At 68.1% G+C, this 16,417-nt stretch carries 13 protein-coding genes; 10 read left to right on the top strand and 3 right to left on the bottom strand.

What is annotated here, in order from left to right:
• Positions 1 to 106: 106 nt before the first annotated feature.
• A complete protein-coding gene (locus Poly30_RS23255; protein ID WP_145203165.1) occupies positions 107 to 1,396 on the top strand; it encodes a hypothetical protein in 1,290 nt (429 codons plus the stop codon).
• 34 nt (positions 1,397 to 1,430) lie between these two features.
• Here the strand turns inward: Poly30_RS23255 and serA are convergent, their stop codons facing one another.
• On the bottom strand, positions 1,431 to 2,666 hold the full coding sequence (gene serA, locus Poly30_RS23260) for a phosphoglycerate dehydrogenase (RefSeq protein WP_145203168.1): 1,236 nt from the start codon (positions 2,664 to 2,666) through the stop codon (positions 1,431 to 1,433).
• A gap of 428 nt (positions 2,667 to 3,094) precedes the next feature.
• On the opposite strand from serA, the gene lysW reads away from it, so the two are divergent.
• From lysW to Poly30_RS23290, 6 genes are read left to right on the top strand one after another with little or no spacing between them, the layout of a single operon-like run.
• Positions 3,095 to 3,280 (top strand): lysine biosynthesis protein LysW, encoded by a 186-nt coding sequence (lysW, locus tag Poly30_RS23265; RefSeq protein ID WP_145203171.1) that lies wholly within the window; start codon positions 3,095 to 3,097, stop codon positions 3,278 to 3,280.
• Positions 3,273 to 4,151 carry a lysine biosynthesis protein LysX gene (gene lysX, locus Poly30_RS23270; protein WP_419190553.1) on the top strand — a complete coding sequence of 293 codons (879 nt, stop codon included), beginning with the start codon at positions 3,273 to 3,275 and terminating at the stop codon, positions 4,149 to 4,151. Before lysW ends, lysX begins: the two co-directional genes overlap by 8 nt.
• Complete coding sequence (gene argC / locus Poly30_RS23275) at positions 4,148 to 5,197, top strand: N-acetyl-gamma-glutamyl-phosphate reductase (protein ID WP_145203173.1); 1,050 nt, start codon at positions 4,148 to 4,150, stop codon at positions 5,195 to 5,197. Before lysX ends, argC begins: the two co-directional genes overlap by 4 nt.
• Positions 5,198 to 5,208: 11 nt before the next feature.
• Entirely contained in the window at positions 5,209 to 6,072 is an 864-nt protein-coding gene (locus Poly30_RS23280; RefSeq protein ID WP_145203176.1) for a [LysW]-aminoadipate kinase, read from the top strand.
• Positions 6,069 to 7,256: an aspartate aminotransferase family protein gene (locus Poly30_RS23285; protein ID WP_145203179.1), complete on the top strand. Its 1,188-nt coding sequence runs from the start codon at positions 6,069 to 6,071 to the stop codon at positions 7,254 to 7,256. The genes Poly30_RS23280 and Poly30_RS23285 overlap by 4 nt, the downstream gene beginning before the upstream one ends.
• Complete coding sequence (locus Poly30_RS23290; RefSeq protein ID WP_145203182.1) at positions 7,253 to 8,452, top strand: [LysW]-lysine hydrolase; 1,200 nt, start codon at positions 7,253 to 7,255, stop codon at positions 8,450 to 8,452. The genes Poly30_RS23285 and Poly30_RS23290 overlap by 4 nt, the downstream gene beginning before the upstream one ends.
• A 260-nt stretch (positions 8,453 to 8,712) precedes the next feature.
• Here Poly30_RS23290 and Poly30_RS23295 read toward each other — a convergent pair whose 3' ends face one another.
• Positions 8,713 to 10,416, bottom strand: coding sequence for a hypothetical protein (locus tag Poly30_RS23295; RefSeq protein WP_145203184.1), 1,704 nt, complete (start codon positions 10,414 to 10,416; stop codon positions 8,713 to 8,715).
• Between the two features lie 1,107 nt (positions 10,417 to 11,523).
• Between Poly30_RS23295 and Poly30_RS23300 the strand changes: the two genes are divergently transcribed.
• The 3 genes from Poly30_RS23300 to Poly30_RS23310 all read left to right on the top strand — a co-directional run bounded on the left by Poly30_RS23300 (position 11,524) and on the right by Poly30_RS23310 (position 15,345).
• Positions 11,524 to 12,960: a hypothetical protein gene (locus Poly30_RS23300; protein WP_145203187.1), complete on the top strand. Its 1,437-nt coding sequence runs from the start codon at positions 11,524 to 11,526 to the stop codon at positions 12,958 to 12,960.
• A gap of 109 nt (positions 12,961 to 13,069) precedes the next feature.
• Entirely contained in the window at positions 13,070 to 14,212 is a 1,143-nt protein-coding gene (gene rnd / locus Poly30_RS23305; RefSeq protein WP_145203191.1) for a ribonuclease D, read from the top strand.
• 89 nt (positions 14,213 to 14,301) lie between these two features.
• Positions 14,302 to 15,345 carry a hypothetical protein gene (locus Poly30_RS23310; RefSeq protein WP_145203194.1) on the top strand — a complete coding sequence of 348 codons (1,044 nt, stop codon included), beginning with the start codon at positions 14,302 to 14,304 and terminating at the stop codon, positions 15,343 to 15,345.
• Here Poly30_RS23310 and Poly30_RS23315 read toward each other — a convergent pair.
• A complete protein-coding gene (locus Poly30_RS23315) occupies positions 15,309 to 16,400 on the bottom strand; it encodes an endonuclease/exonuclease/phosphatase family protein (RefSeq protein ID WP_145203197.1) in 1,092 nt (363 codons plus the stop codon). The two genes, Poly30_RS23310 and Poly30_RS23315, sit on opposite strands and share 37 nt — an antisense overlap.
• Positions 16,401 to 16,417 lie beyond the last annotated feature (17 nt).

The raw sequence follows: 16,417 nt of genomic DNA on the forward strand, positions 1-16,417 counted from the left end.
ACCTTCCATTATGGTAACAGGACGTCCCTGACTCCGTAAGATCGCGGCACAGGACGCCCATCGAGGCCCGCTGCCCATCGAGAATTAAAGACCACCCTGGTTGCCCATGAAAATCGTCTTCGCTTCCCTGGGAGCCCTGTTCGTCGCCGGAGTGATCGTCCTCGCTTTCTGGCTCGACGCGAAGGACTCCTCCTCGATGGCGCGAAACGCGCAAGCCAGCGGAGCCACCCCAAACTCGGAAGAGACGTCCTTGACGGACATCAGCGCGCCGCTCGGAGCCGAACGGACGCCCAGCGTGAGCGCGCGCACGACCTGGTCGGTGAAGGCGATCGATGGAGAGGGAAAGCCGCTGCATGATGCTCGAATCCAGGCGTCCCGCGGAGGCGCGGTCCTCGAAGCGACCGGCCGCGCCGAGTGGTCCGACGTCGCACCAGGCAACTGGACGCTCGTCGCCACCGCGGATGAACGTCCGGTTTGGCGTCGTGAGATCGAGATCGAGTTCGGCCAGAACCACACCACGATCATCCAATTGACGATGGGTGTCCAGATCGACGGGCGCGTTCGCGATACGGCAGGGCGAGATCAAGCCGGCCGAATCGTCGGCTTCGTCCCGCGAGGCGAAAGGGCCCCCGAACTGCCGATACGCTGGCTCGAGCTTCCCCATGCGCGCACGACTGCGGACGGTCGCTTCTCGCTCCTGCTCCCGGACGAAGGCAACTGGCGCCTCTTCGTGGGCTGGGGCGGCCAGATCGCGTTCGAAGAAGCCGCACCCCAGACGCTCACCGTCGGTGGAAAGAGCTACGTGGAGGTGACGGTGGCAGCGCCCACGCGCCTGATTGTCGAGGTCGAGGATGAGCCGGGAGTCGACGTGGCGATCGCCCACGGTGTGACCGTCTACCGCGATGCGGAGCGGCTCGCGACCGAGCGCGCATCCGCTCGGCTCTCGCCGCCGCAGCCGCCGCCAGTGGCTCCCCTGACGTCGGTCGAAGACGAGGAGTCGAAGCTCGAGCGGGAGACCGTCGAGCGTCACGAGGAAGAGGTTCGCCTTCGAGAGAGCGACCCGGAAGCGGAGCGACTGCGCGCGCTCCGTATGGGCGTCGTTCCCAGCGGCTGGGCGAAGGCGAAGTCCGGCTTCTGTGGTTTGAATGGGCGCATCGAGTTCGAGCGATTGCCGGTGGACGAGGAGCTTCGCTTCGCTGTCTCTCGATCGCCAGAGGCATTCGCCGTCGACGGCTCAGCCTACATCACCGCTGGCGCGGAGGTGATCGTGAAGATCGAGCTGCCTCCCCCGCTTCCCTCCGATGCCCCACCCCTCACGGCACCCAGGCGTGTATCCGCTCTCGTGATGCCTTCCACCCCGGGCTCGTCCGAGACCCCCGGCGCAGTCTGGCGCTGACCCCCGGGCGACACCGTCCGAAAGAAAGGGAAGATCAGAAGAGAACGCGGGAACGCAGCGTCCCGGGCAGCTTGCGCAGATCCTCGCCGAGTTGCAGCCCCGCTTCGCGCTCGACGGCCACGTCGGTCACCACGTAACCGACGTCGTCGAGCGTCCGCAGGTACTGCGCATCGATGTTCGCCGCGCTGCTGCCGATCGTTTCGTTGATCGCCTTCAGCATGCCCGGCCGATTCTCGTGCACGTGCAGAAGCCGGGTGTCGCTGGAGAGCCTCGGTAGCGTCACCTCGGGGAAATCCACGGCCGACAGCGTCGAGCCGTCGTCGCTGTAGCGCAGGAGCTTCTCGGCGACCTCACGGCCGATTCCGTTTTGAGCCTCCTCGGTGCTGCCTCCGACGTGCGGCGTCAAGAGCGCGTTATCGAGCCCGACGAGCGGCGATTCGAAGCGCGCGCCGTTGCCCTCGGGCTCCACCGGAAACACGTCGACGGCGGCGCCGGCGATACGGCCGCTCACGAGCGCCTCGCGCAGGGCTTCGAGGTCGACGACGTTCCCGCGCGACGCGTTGATCAAGACGGCCCCGTCGCGCATGCGCGCGATCTCGGCGGCGCCCATCATCCCCTCGGTCTCGCGCGTCGCGGGCACGTGGAGGGTGACGACGTCCGCTCTCTCCAGGAGTTCGTTCAAGCCAGTGCTCGCCTCGACGTTGCCAAGGCTGAGCTTGGACTCGATGTCATGGTAGAGCACGCGCATCCCGAGCATCTCGGCGAGCACGCCGACCTGCGTGCCGATGTGCCCGTACCCGACGATGCCGATGGTCTTACCGCGCGCCTCGTGACTGCCGGTCGCCGACTTGATCCAGTCACCGCGGTGACACGCCATGTGCTTCTCGGGGATGCGGCGCAGGAGCAGGATCGCCTCGGCGATGACGAGCTCGGCGACGCTGCGCGTGTTCGAGTACGGCGCGTTGAAAACCGGGACGCCGCGCCTGCGCGCGAAGGCCGTATCGACCTGGTTCGTGCCGATGCAAAAGCAACCGATGGCGACGAGCTTCCGGGCGGCCTTGAGGACCTCGGCGTCGAGGTGCGTGCGCGAGCGAATGCCGATGATGTGAGCCTCCCGGGCGGCCTCGATCAGCTCACCGCCCGTGAGGGCGCCGGAGCGAACATCGATGCGCTCGTAGCCAGCGTCGCGGAAGGCGTCGACAGCGGAAGGTGCGATGCCCTCCAACAGGAGGACCGAGATCTCGGAGCGCGGGAAGGACGTCTTCAACATGGGGGGACAGGATGCGGTCGAGCGGGTGGGTTGTCGCGAAGGATGTTTCAGATCAATGCGTCCCGATGGAGAGCACCGGCGCGTATGCGTGAGATTCAGTTTATCGGAATCTGATGCGGAAGTTCGCGGACGGGGCTTGCCGAGGGTCGTGTCGCTACCTAGCTTCTCGACCAGAGCGAGCCCGCTCGCACGCGACCATGCAGCACATCCACGCCCAGACGACCCAAAGCCTTGCCTTCAAATCGAAGGGTAAAGCGAAAGCCGGCACCAGATCCGGTCGGGAACTACGTCTGCGCTGATCGCCGCGCCTCCACTCGCCAAGACGTCCACCCGCCGGATCGCCCTACCCAGGGCATCCGGCGGGTTTCTTTTTGTCCCGGCGGCCGCACGCGCTGCCGCTCCCCCACGACCCTTGACCGATCGACCCCATGACTTCCATCAGCAAACCTGCCGCACTCTGCCCCGTCTGCGAGGCCTCCATCGACGCTCCAGCGGACTCCATCACCGGCGAGATCCTCGCCTGCGCCGACTGCGGGGCCGAGCTGGAGATCACCTCACTCGCACCGCTCACCCTCGAAGAAGCGCCGGACGTCGCGGAGGATTGGGGTGAGTAACCGAGCAGCACTGGCGGTCGTAACCTCGCGCCTGCGCGTCGAGGAGAAGCTCATCTTCGCGGCCCTGGAGGCGCGCGGCGCCGCCTTCGAACGCGTCGACGACGCGGCGCTTCAGCTGGAAGCCGGGCATGCGAGCGAGTCGCCCTGGCCCGTCGTCTGGAACCGAAGCCTCTCCTTCGGGCGTACGCTCTACGCGACGCAGATCCTCGAGCAGCAGGGCGCGCTCTGCGTGAACTCCGCCCACGTGGTGGGGACCTGTGGCGACAAGGCGGCGACCAGCCTCGCCTTCGCGGCGAGCGGCGTGCCGACGCCGCGGACCCTGGTGGCGTTCACGGTCGAGTCGGCGCTGGAGGCCTGCGAGACGCTGGGCTACCCGTGCGTGCTCAAGCCCGTCGTCGGCTCGTGGGGACGTCTCGTGGCGCGGCTCGACTCAACCTCCGCCGCCGAGGCCGTTCTGGAGGATCGCGCGGTCCTCGGCTCCTGGCAGCACAGCGTGTTCTATCTCCAGGAATACGTCGAGAAGCCGGGGCGCGACGCGAGGGTGTTCGTCGTGGGCGACGAGTGCATCGCCGCGATCTGGCGGCACTCCGAGCACTGGATCACGAACACGGCGCGCGGCGGCCGGGTGGAAGCCGCGCGAACCGATGGCCCCCTCGGCGAGATGGCGGTGCGTGCGGCCCGGGCGGTCGGAGGCGGAATCCTCGCGGTGGACCTGATCGAGGCCGCGGACGGGCTCCAGGTGCTGGAGGTCAATCACTCCGGTGAGTTCCGCAACTCGATCGCGCCCACGGGCGTCGACATCCCGGGAGCGATGGCGGACTGGGTCCTGGGGCGCGTTGCCGAAAGAGTGGCCCAGGAGGTATTCGCGTGACCCCATCGAGCACGCAGCGGGTCTCCATCGTCGGCGGGTCGGGCTACGTCGGCGGCGAACTGCTCCGCTACCTCATCCCCCATCCGTCCGTCGAGGTGGTCCAGGTGACGTCCGAGTCGAACGCGGGGAAGCCGGTGCGGACGCTGCACCCGCAGCTGCGCGGCTGGAGCGATCTGCGCTTCTCCGCGATGGCAGAACTGGAGCCGTGCGACCTTCTGATCCTCGCGCTTCCGCACGGGGAGGCGGCCAGCCGGATCGATGCCTTCAGCGCCCTCGCGCCCAGGATCATCGACTGCTCGGCGGACTTTCGTCTCGGGGATGCGTCAGTGTACGAGAGCACGTACGGCGCGCCGCACGCCGCTCCCGACTGGCTCGCGCGATTCCAGTACGGGCTGCCGGAGGCCCATCGTGGAGCGCTCACGGAAGCCGCGCACGTCAGCGGGGTCGGATGCAACGCGACGGCGTCGAACCTGGCGCTCCTGCCGCTCGCTCGGGCCGGCGTGCTCGATCCTGCGATGCCGGCGATCGTCGACCTGAAGGTCGGCTCGTCGGAGGCAGGGCGCCGCGCGACAGCGGGATCGCACCACCCCGAGCGCTCTGGCGTCGCCCGCAGCTTCGCCCCGACCGGACACCGGCACGTCGCCGAGGTCCGCCAGGTCACCGGGATCCGGAACGTGGACCTGTCGGTGACGAGCGTCGAGATGGTGCGCGGCGTGCTGGCGACCGCGCACGTCTGGCTGAAGGAGCCCCTGACGGATCGCGCCCTCTGGTCGATCTACCGCGAGTCCTACGGCTCCGACCCGTTCGTACGCATCGTGCACGACCGCGGAGGAGCCTACCGCCACCCCGAGCCGCGGCTCGTCGCCGGCACGAATCACGGCGATGTGGGCTGGGAGCTGGCGGCCGACGGGCGCCGGCTCGTGGCGCTCGCTGCCATCGATAACCTCGGCAAGGGCGCGGCGGGAACCGCCGTCCAGTGCCTCAACCTCATGGCGGGCTTCGACGAAGCAGCCGGCCTCCGATCCATCAGCCTTCACCCCGCCTGAACGCCCACACCATGAACTCCTTCACCCACGAGCGACTCCTCGTCGTCAAGCTCGGCGGCGCCGCCGACGTCCGCCACACGAGCGCTCTCCGCGACTGTGCCGCGGCCGTCGCGCAGGGCGCGCAGCTTCTGATCGTCCACGGCGGCTCCGCCGAGACGAGCCAGCTCGGCCACGACGTCGGGCACCCGCCCCGGATGCTGACGTCCCCCGGCGGCCACGAGAGTCGCTACACCGATCGGCGAACCCTGGATCTCTTCACCATGGCGAGCGCGCTCGTCAACCGGCGCCTCGTCGGTGAACTCCAGGCCCAGGGCGTGTCCGCTTTCGGCCTCTCAGGGCTCGATGGCGCGCTGATGCGAGGCGAGCGCAAGCCCGCCCTTCGCAGCGTCGAGAACGGCCGTGTCCGCGTCGTTCGGGACGACTGGAGCGGTCGGATCACGTCGGTGAACGAAGCCCTGGTCCACCAGCTGCTCGGTCTCGGTCTCCTGCCGGTCATCGCGCCGCTCGCCATGACCGCCGAGGGGATGCCGCTGAACGTGGACGGCGACCGCGCGGCCGCGGCGATCGCGTCCGCGCTGGGCGCCGACGCGCTCGTGCTCCTCACCGGAGCGAACGGCCTCTACCGGAACTTCCCGGATCCGGACTCGCGCATCAGGGAGGCCTTGATCGAGACGTACGACGAGCTCCAGGGCGTCGCGCAAGGACGAATGAAGCGCAAGGTGCTGGCCGCGAAGGACGCGATCGAAGGCGGCGTGCCGCGCGTCGTGATCGGCGCGTCGGCCGCCCAGCATCCGCTGTTCGACGCACTGGCAGGAGCCGGAACGACGCTGCGGGCCGGGTCTTTCACGGGGCCGCTCGTGGAGGTGGTCCGATGAGCGTCGCCCTGCCCATCGTGAACGCTCCGCGCTGGATCGCTTCCGAACTCGCCCACGGCGCGGGCTGCGTCCGTCCCGGGCCCATCGCCTTCGTCCGAGGAGAAGGGTCCCGGCTCTTCACCGAGACCGGCGAGGCGTACCTCGACGCGAGCGCCAGCTACGGCGTCGCCTCCCTCGGTCACGCGCATCCCGAGATCACCGAGGCCGTCGCCCGCCAGGCGAGCCAGCTCGTGGCTCTCACGCCCTCCTTCGCCAATGACGTACGCGCCGCCTACCTGGACGAACTCCAGAACGTCTTGCCGGAGTCCCTGGACCGCGCGTTCCTGTGCAACTCCGGCACCGAGTCGATCGAGGCAGCGCTGAAGATCGCGCGCTGGTCGACGGGGCGCACCGGAGTGATCGCGGCGCTGCGGGGCTTCCACGGCCGCTCCATGGGCAGCCTCAGCGCGACGGCCGAGCCGAAGTACCGGGAGCCGTTCGCTCCGCTGGTGCCGGGCTTCCGGCACGTGCGCCACGGCGACGTCGAAGCGCTGGCCGAGGCGATCGGCCCGGAGACGGCCGCGGTCCTCCTGGAGGTCATCCAGGGAGAAGGCGGCGTGCGCCCCTCCCCCGACGGCTACCTCGAACGCGTCCGCGAGCTTTGCGACGCGAACGGAGCGCTGCTGATCTTCGACGAGGTCCAGACCGGCTTCTGCCGCACGGGGTCGTTCTTCGCGTTCCAGGCGAGCGGCGTCGTGCCGGACCTCCTGGCCCTCGGCAAGGGCATCGCGGGCGGCGTCGCGATGGGCGCGACCGTTTTCGGTCCGAGGATCGGAGCGCTTTCCGCGGGCTCCCACGGCTCCACGTTCGGCGGCAACCCGCTGGCGTGCGCGGCGGCCCGCGCGACGCTTCGCGTGATGCAGCGTGATCGCCTCGACGAGCGCGCGGCCGAACTCGGCGCGATCGCGCGGGTGCGTCTCCAGCCCCTCGTCGACGCGGGAAAGGTTCGCGAAGTCCGCGGCCGAGGGCTGATGATCGGCATCGAAACGCGCGGCCGCGTCGCGCCCGTTCGCCAGGAGCTGCTGAACCGCCGGATCCTCACGCTGGCCGCGGGACTCAACGTGCTACGGCTGCTGCCACCGCTCACGATCCACGTGACGGAGTGGAACGAGGTCATCGATCAGATCACGGGGGTGCTGTCGTGAGCCGCGCGTTCGACGACGAGGACCTGATCGGCCTCGCCCACGAGATCGTCTCGATCCCGAGCGTTTCGGGCTCGGAGGCGCGTGCTTCCCATCGGCTGGTTCAGCGCCTCGGTGCCCGGGGCTTCCAGGCGGAGGTCGACGAAGCCGGGAGCGCGGTCGGTGTGATCGGCGACGGTCCCGTCACCATCGCGCTCGTGGGGCACATCGACACCGTGCCCGGGCATCCGCCCGTGCGCATCGAGGACGGAGTCCTGTTCGGACGCGGCAGCGTCGACGCGAAAGGGCCGCTCGTGGCGCTCGCCGCCGGCGCCGCGCGGGCCGTGCAGCGCGGCGCGGCCGCGCGCTTCGTCGTCGTCGGCTGCGTCGAGGAAGAGGCGCCGTCTTCCAGGGGCGCGCGCCATCTGCTCGACGTCTGGCCCGAACGCTTCGGCGCCGCGCCGGACGCCCTGATCATCGGAGAGCCGAGCGCCTGGGACGGCGTGACCCTTGGCTACAAGGGCTACCTGCGGACGAGCCTCACCCTGGAGACCCCGAGCGCCCACGGAGCCCACGACGCACCGAGCGCGCCCGAGCTGGCCTCGGACGCGTGGCAGCGAATCCGAGCGGCCGCGAACGCGTTCGCGGGCCCGGACGCGACGCTGTTCGATTCCCTGATGCCGCGGTTGCTCGGCCTCTCGTCGAGCCACGACGGCCTCGTGGATCGCGCCACGCTGGAGCTCGCGCTGCGCCTTCCCGAGGAACTCGACCCGGAGGCCGCCACCGCATGGCTGCAGGAATTCGCGCCGAAGGCTTCGCTCCTCGTGCGCGGGCAAGCGAAAGCCTGGCGCGGCCCGCGCACGTCGACCGTCGCCCGCGCCTTCGGCCGGGCGATCCTGAACCGGGGCGGCAAGCCGCGCTTCCAGGTGAAGACCGGCACGGCCGACCTGAACCTGCTAGCGCCCCCATGGGGCTGCCCTTCGCTGGCGTACGGCCCGGGCGACGCGGCGCTGGATCACACGCCGAACGAGCGCGTTCCGCTGGCGGAGCTGACGGCGGCGGCGGAGGTGCTGACGGACGCCCTTCTCACCCTCGGCGGCGTCCGGCCGCCCGAACCTACCTCTTCGACGCAGCTAGCGCCTGGGCAGCGATCGCCGAGGCGAGAGCCAGAAGAAGACCACGTCGGTTCATCGGTACAGGGTGCACATGGGACTCGATGAAATGGGGATCAGAGGAACACGGCATCACCGGCAGGGGCTCACGACGCGGCCACACGGCCGAGCCAGCCGGTCGTGTCGACACGCTGAATCAACAGGGCGCGGCGCTGAGTCAACACGGCCGACGCGGCACGTACTGACTCCCCCAACCCGCGATTGGAACGCCCTCGCGAGGTCCGGGTCGATGAGGCGTTTCTGCCGCCAATGGGTGAGCAGCGCGACGGATCCCCCCCCTACACCCACACACAACCCGCCAGAGTCAGCTACAGGAACTGAATCTCGATCCCGTTGCTGAAGTTGCTCGTGGCCCCGCCCATGCCGTCCGAGTCGCGGAACCACGTGGAGAAGTTCCATGTTTGGCCGGCGCTGACCGCGGCCGTACCCATGGGCTGGGGTAGCGCGGTCAGGTCGACGGGGATCTGAAACGTACCCTGGGTGCCCGAGTTTTGGATCTGCTGCTGGAAGCGGCCGATGGAGCCGACGAGGCAGAGGTTGCCCGCGCTGCCGCCGGGGTTCGCGATGAAGCCCTGGGTCTGGCTCGTCACGAAGAAACCGAACGCACCCTGGGGCATGTCCGTGCACACGAGGGTCAGGTCGTTATCCGCAGCGAAGGGTGAGCCCTCGGCCGAGATCTGGGCGGGCACGCCCGTCGTGTTGGCGTTCGCCTGACAGTAGTTCGAAGAGATGAGGCCGCCGGTGTCCATCCGGAAGAGCGCCTCCACCGTCGCAGCGCCGACGTTCACATTGGCAATGAAGTAGAGCAGACCCGCGTCAGACAGGGCCAGCGAATCGTCGCTGGCAAAAAACTGGATCGTGACGCCCGGATCGAGCGTTCCATCCCCATTCCAGTCCACGGCATCCCCGGTCTTGACCACCACGCGGTCTTCGATAAACACGGCATCCCCGGAGTCACCGCTGGGAAACTCTACCGGCCACTGATGTGCAAGGACGCCGTTTGCGTTCAGATCGAACGCATCGGTCCTACCGTCGAGCGTCAGGCCATCGAGGACGTCACCCTCGCGGAACCTGATGCCGTCGTTCCGCGCGAGGAAGGCGTTCTGGCTCGAGCTAGCGCTGGTGTCACCGGAGAAGGCGAGCGCGCCGCTCGGATTGATCGCGAAGTCGCTAAATCTCAGCCACGCGTCGCCGATGCCGCCAGCGGAGGCCGGAATCACGACGGACTCGCGAACGAATTCGCCTCCGATCTGCAGCACGGCGCCATCAAGGACCAGAGCGTTGTTCTCCGCCAAGGGAAGGTTCTCCAGCGCGACCTCAACCAGGTAGTGCGACCCATCGCTGGACACGGCGAAGTCGAAGCCGACGGCCGCGACGTCCTGAAACACGTTGCTGAGGTTCTGTCCGTCCCGTAGCACCGGCACGTTGTCGATGAAGAGGCCGCGGGAGAGCGTCTGCCCCCCGAGAACGTCCGTCAGGTTGGCGAAGAAATACGGGTCGCCCGCTGCGGTCGCACCCGGGAACAAGAGGTCCTTGTAGACGAGTCCCGAGACCCCAGCCACGGGCTGCCCCTCCACCGTGACAGGCGTGGCTCCTGCCCAAATGCTGTCGAGGGTGCCCGCAGCACCGGCAAGCGTGACGCTCGAGCTATAGATCGCGCGACCGCCTCCGAGCCCGAACTCAGTGCTGAGGCTTACCTGCGTGGCGCCGCCGTAGACGCCCTGGACGTGAAGCACGCCAGGGGAGCCTCCAGGGGCGCCGCCCCAGTACAGCGTCTCCGGTCCGGCCAGGCCGCCCGTCTGCACCAGGCAGCCAAAGGCGCTGTCCCCCTGGGCCACGGGGTGGTCGAGGCGCGTGATTGCCTGGCCGAACGTCCCGTTCGGCGCGGGGTCGCCCTCCTTCAGAATCGCAGTTTGAGCGGACGCGGACCCCGCCGCAACGGACAGCGAGATCGCCAGCGAGGTGCAGGAAAAGCGAGGGAACAAAGAGACCGAGGGGGCAAGGGCGCGCATGGCAGCAGATCGGGCGAAGGCCGAGGGAGGAGAAATCGAGGGCCCAAGCGGCCGCAACGCGGCGGCAGGCCCTGTACATGTCTACCTGCCCCACTGCGGTCCGGCGAAACTGCGTTTCAGTGAACAACGGCCGTCGTGTCTCAAGTCGGCTCAGACCGCGGCAAGTCGACCCATGGAGCCGACCGCGCCTCCGGGCTTGCATCCTTTGGACTGTGAGCTTGGGGGCTCGGCGCGCCGCGCGCAGCGCATCCGCCACATCGTCCGGTGTCTCACCCCGCACGAAGAAGAGCCAACGCTGCAGGTCCTCCGCATGTTCGGTCACAGGCTCACCGTCACGGAGGATGGGCGCGCGCTGCGACTCAACGCTTCCTACTCCGAAAAAGGCCTCGGCAAGCTGAAACGATCCGACAAGAGCATCGCGTTCCATTCCCCCCTGCACTGGGAGCGGCCTTCCTTCGCCCTCAACGCCGAGCTGACCTCCGCGGTCTCCGCAGCGCGACAGAATCGACTCGCCCATCGCGTGATCCTTGTGGCCGCTCGATGCGGGGAGGACGCCGTCGCGAGGTCCGGGTCGATGGGGCGTTTGAGCGGTTGCTCAGCACCTGGGTCGAAGCGCGCCAGCGACTTCACCGAGACAGCTTTCTGCGAAGAACCTGGCCCCAGGCTACAGTGCTACCCGTTTCGACACTCCGCTCCAGACATCTTTCCGAAGTGAGGGACGTCGTCCTCCAAAGCGTAGGATGCGTCCGTTGGCTCGGCGAACCGTGTGCGCACGGTGACCGTTCCGTTTGAGCCATGCCTCTCTCTCCCCCGTCAGTCCATCCAGTCTCCTTCCCTGCGACCTCCATGAAGTCCACGTTCTACAGCGCCGCGCGAGGCCTCTTCGCCGCGATCCTGGCCACCGCTCCCCTGGCCAGCGCAACACCGGCGCCCCGCTCGCTGTTGCCGGGGCCGTTGCCTTTGCCAGCGAGCGGATTCAGTACGTGCGACTCAGCGTTCGCCGTGTTCCCGGACACCTTTCTCGGATTCTGCTGCGGAGACAGGGCTACGGACGCAGTCTTCTTCTCCCTGACTCTCCCTCCTGGAAGTACCGGCCAACTCTCTGTCTTGTTCACCGCGAGCGCCATGGTCAACATCGACATGGCGGCCTACGAGACCTGCGGCGCAGGCCCTGTCGCGGTTTCTCAGTCGAGCACGAACGCGGAGTCGATCACGTACGCCAACGTAAGCGGACTGACCCAGGAGATTCGCTTCGAGGTCTACAACGCCATCGATACCGGAACATGCCACAACTTCACTCTGGAGGTCCGCGCCGGACTCTCGGGACTCTGCTCCGGGGACGATTCGTTCGAGCCCAACAACTCGTGCGCGACTGCGACGCCCATCTCGGCTGGAATCACGGACGGCTTCTCTGCCGTGAATCAGAACCCTGACTACTTCGGGATCGTCGTGCCCGCTGGCGAAACGGTCAACTTCACCACGCTCCACTACAGTGATTTCCCGATGTTCCTGGAGCTCTACGGCCCCGGCTGCAACTTCATGGGAGCTGCACAGACCCAGCCGGGAGCCTCTTCACTGGACCGAGGTTTCGTCACGTGGACCAACTCGGGCACGATCGCCTCTGCCATCTTCGTCGCGGTGATCCATTCCACCAACGAGCCCAACTGCCAGAACTACTCGGTCCAGGTGGTCTTCGGGTGTGGAACAGGTGACGACGACGCACTGGAACCGAACGACACCTGCACAGCGGCGATCCTTCTGAACCTGGGCCCCCTCGACAACCGGCGCGTACTGCGCTCTCCGGCCGGCACGCGCAACGACGACTACTGGCAGGCGCAAGTGCGCGTCGATGAATCGATCACCGTGGCCGTGGACTACACGGCACGCTTCACCGACCTGAACCTCGAGCTCTATGACCTAGCTCAGCCGGGCTGCGGAGATCCCTCCACGGGCGCGCTTCTCGCCGTGGGCGAAGAAACGATCAACGGGCAGGTCGTTCGCTTCAAGAACAACTCCGCCAGCAACCTGGACGTCGCGCTGAGAGTCACGGCACCTGGCCAGCCCGCTCTCTGCGTGGAGTACGACCTCCTGGTCGGCATCAGTGGCGACCTGTCCTTCGCCGGGACCGTCTGCCAGGGCGTCACCAACTCAACGGGCACCGACGCGGACCTCTTCGTGCAGGGGACCAACAGGGTCGCCCTCAACAACGTCACGCTCGCCTGCTCCGATCTGCCGGTCCAGTCCTTCGGCTACTTCCTCACGTCGAGGGGTTTTGGGTTCGTCCCCGGGCCGGGTGGTAGCGTGGGGAACCTCTGCATCGCCGGGGGCCCGGTATCACGCTACAGCCGGCCTGGTGAGATTCAGACGTCGGGGTCCGGCAGTCAGGTCTCCCTCGTGATCGATCTCAACGACACACCCGACGTGGGACAGGTCGTCTCCATCGTTCCAGGAGAGACGCGTTTGTTTCAGTACTGGTACCGCGACTCGGTCATGGGAAGCCCCGTGTCGAACTTCTCCAGCGCCGCGTTCACCGTTTTCAGGTAGGGCCCGAGGACTCTCCGCAGCGTCAGGGCAAACGCGGTACGGAACCGGCGAGTGATCCGGCTGATCCCGGTGCGCACCCTCCCTCCCCTCGGGTAGGGTGCGCGTCCCCATGCTGATCCAAGACACCGAGTCCCTCACGAAGTTCTGCGCTTCCCTCCAAGGGGCCCCCTATCTCGCCGTGGACACCGAGTTCATGCGCGAGTCCACCTACCACGCTCAGCTCTGCCTCGTGCAGGTCGCCCACGGTGAGCACGCGGCCGCCATCGATCCCCTCGCCAGGGGGATCGATCTCGCGCCGCTCCATGCGCTCCTGGCCGAGCCGGGCACGCTCAAGGTGCTGCACTCGGCCGTGCAGGATCTGGAGATCTTCTTCCACGCGACCGGCTCCGTTCCCGGGCCCGTGTTCGATACGCAGATCGCGGCGTCGGTGTGCGGGCTCGGGGACCAGCCCGGGTACGCGAAGCTCGCTGCCGAGCTTCTGGGGGTCCAGCTCGACAAGGCCTCGCAGGCGGTCGACTGGTCCGTGAGGCCGATGTCGGAGCGCCAGATCGACTACGCGCTGGGCGACGTCACGCACCTCTGCCGCATCTACGAGATCCTGGTCGCGGACCTGGAGACCAAGGGTCGCGGCGCGTGGGTGGCGCAGGAGATGGAGGCGCTGGTGGAACCGTCGAGGTACGTGGTCGACCCGCGCCTCGCCTACCGCCGTATCAAGATCCGCAGGCCGGAGCGGAAGGACCTCGCGATCCTCAGGGAGCTCTCCGACTGGCGCGAGCGAGCGGCGGTCTCGCGCAACATTCCGCGCGGCTGGGTCGTGCGCGACGATGCGCTGGCCGAGATCGCCCAGCACGTGCCCCATGACGTCGAAGAGCTGGCGCGCGTGCGCGGCCTCAAGCCCCAGGTCGCGAAAGGCGTCGACGGGCGCGCCATGCTCGACGCGATCGAGCGCGCCCTCGCCACCCCGGAAGAAGAGTGGCCGGAAGCGCCGACGTCGCGCGCGCCGCTGTCGGGCCACGAGCCTCTCGTCGCACTGCTCCAGGCCCTGCTGCGCCTGCGCTGCGACGCGCACGGCGTGTCGACCTCGATGATCGCGAGCCGCAACGACCTCGATCGAATCGCGACGGAGCCGCAGCCCGACGTACCGGCGCTGCGGGGCTGGCGAAAGAAGATCTTCGGTGAGGACGCGCTGAAGCTGAGAGCGGGCGAGATCTCGCTGTCCGGTGACGGCGAATTCGGCGTCCTGCTCCAGTAGCCGACGGCCGGGCGGGGGCCAGGCGAGGGCCGACGCACGGCGGAACGCATCTGGAAGGGGAGCCGCCACGAACTCCAGAGGCACAGGCCATGAGACTTGGAATCCTCTCCCTCACCGCGATCACCGTGCTGGTGGCGGCCTGGATCTCGGCGGCGTCTGATGGGTCGCGGTCCGCACCGCCCGCCAGCGCTCCGGAGCAAGCGGAGCTGCTCCCGATGTCGCAGGGCCTGCCCGTGGCGCGTGGTCCGATCATCGAAGTGAGGCTTTCGGAGCAGTTCCCTCCGCCGGACGTGGCCAGCTGGCAGCCCCATGGGGTCGCCGACCTCTCCGATCGTCTCCCCACCACGGTGAAGACCGAGCGAGACCACGAGCCCGTCACGATTCACTTTCGCGCTTTCGACGGGAACGGCGTCCCGATGGCCAACGAGATCGTCGGGGTCTCCGTGAATCTCTTCGATGGTCCGGACGGGGGCGTGACGAGCCGACCACCGTTTCCCGCCCGGCGCCCCCCGCGGCTGCGCGACGGAGCCGTCCGCAGAGCCGATGCAGAGGGCCGCGTCGCCATCGTCCTGACCCGCCAGTTTCTTCCCGACGCGATCAGCGTCCTTCGGGTACGCGATGAAGACGACTACCTCGCGGCACCCTGCAGTGTGGCTGTTCCCGCCGGCAACGGGATCGACCTGGGTGACGTTCGCCTTCTGCCGCCCAGGGCGCGATTCCCGGCGGCGGTCACCTCGGGCACCGTGCTCGACCAGGCGGGGCAAGGGATCGACTCGGTGCAGGGACGCGCGCTCTTTCGCGGCTTGACCGACGTCGACGTGGAGATCGCCGGCGGCTCCGACTTGAGCCTCGTCAACGTCCATCGGTGGCAGAACGCCGCGGACTACGAGCTGGTCATTGGCCCCCAGGGCGCCTTCCGCCTGCACGGCCCGGATCCTGACCGGGGCACCGATGGATCGACGCCTTCGCGCTTCGCGCTGGAATTCGAGGCGCCTGGCTATGCTCCCTTCGTGATCGCGGGCGTCACCCCTGGGACCCGCGGACTACAGCTCCAGATGGCGCGACTTCGCCCGGACAGCGAGCGCGACGCATCGCATCAGCGACCGGCCAGCGTCACCGACACGGCCCGGTGATCGCTACCCGGCGCGTAGAGCGTCGACCGATCGACGACCCGCAGGCCGTCACGGTAGAGCGCGTGATCGATCGCCACGCTGATCCGGAGCCAGGACGGGAGCGGTAGCGGCAGCGGACCCGGCAACCTGTTGCCGAACTCCCACGTGGGTAGCCTCCCGAACCCGACGCGGCTGTCGCGAAGCCCGGTGGCCTGCACGAGGTCCCGGAACAGCGGCGAGGTGGACGTCGTGTTGAGGTCCCCGATGACGAGCCAAGGACCCTCGACATCGGACGCCGCGATCGTTTCGAGCGCCAGTCGTCGAGCGCGCATGCGGGCGGGTTTGCCCGGGCGCTCTGGATGCGCGAGCGTGATCGTCAGGTCGAGTGGCTCCGCAATCGTGGCCTGAAGCATCGGACGCAGCGCCCACTCGTCGAAGTCGATCTTCAGGACCTCGAACGACACGATCTCGGTCTTGGAGAACAGCATCAGCCCCCAGGTGAAGGGGTTCCACCCCGTCGTGTTGAGCGCCTCGACGTGGTAAGGATAGTCCGCGGACAGTCGCTCGATCGCGGCGTCTCGCCAGTCGGACGAGAACTCCAGGAAACCGATCACGTCCGGATCACTTTCGAGGACCGCTTCCAATAGCTCCCTGTACCGGACGTTCGGGCGCAGCACGTTCGAGCAAACCATGTGGAAGACCGGCGAGCCGGGAGCATCCACTGACGCTGTCGGGTGTGACCCACCTCCGCGCGGTCCTGAAGGCAGCGCCACGGTGGCTGCCTCCGAACGGGAAGGCTCTCCGGCGGACCATGGCCAGAGCCCCCCCTCGGGCCAGCTTCCCCAGAGGACCAGCGCAGCAGCGAGCGCCGCCTTCCGCCAGTGCCGGCCCGCGGCGAAGATCAAGCAAGCGGCCAGCGCAACGAACCCGAAGTAGAAGCGAAACTGACTCGCGAGCTCTCCCAGGACGGTCCAACGTCCAGTGGCGGCCACCCCCACGTAGACGACGAGCGCACCGAGGATTCCCCATGAGAGCCAGCGTCCCACCCGCCTCCATCCCGTTCTCTTGGCACCCATCGCGCGGGCACTCTATC

This window comes from Saltatorellus ferox (genome assembly GCA_007751475.1).
GTDB lineage: Bacteria > Planctomycetota > UBA1135 > UBA1135.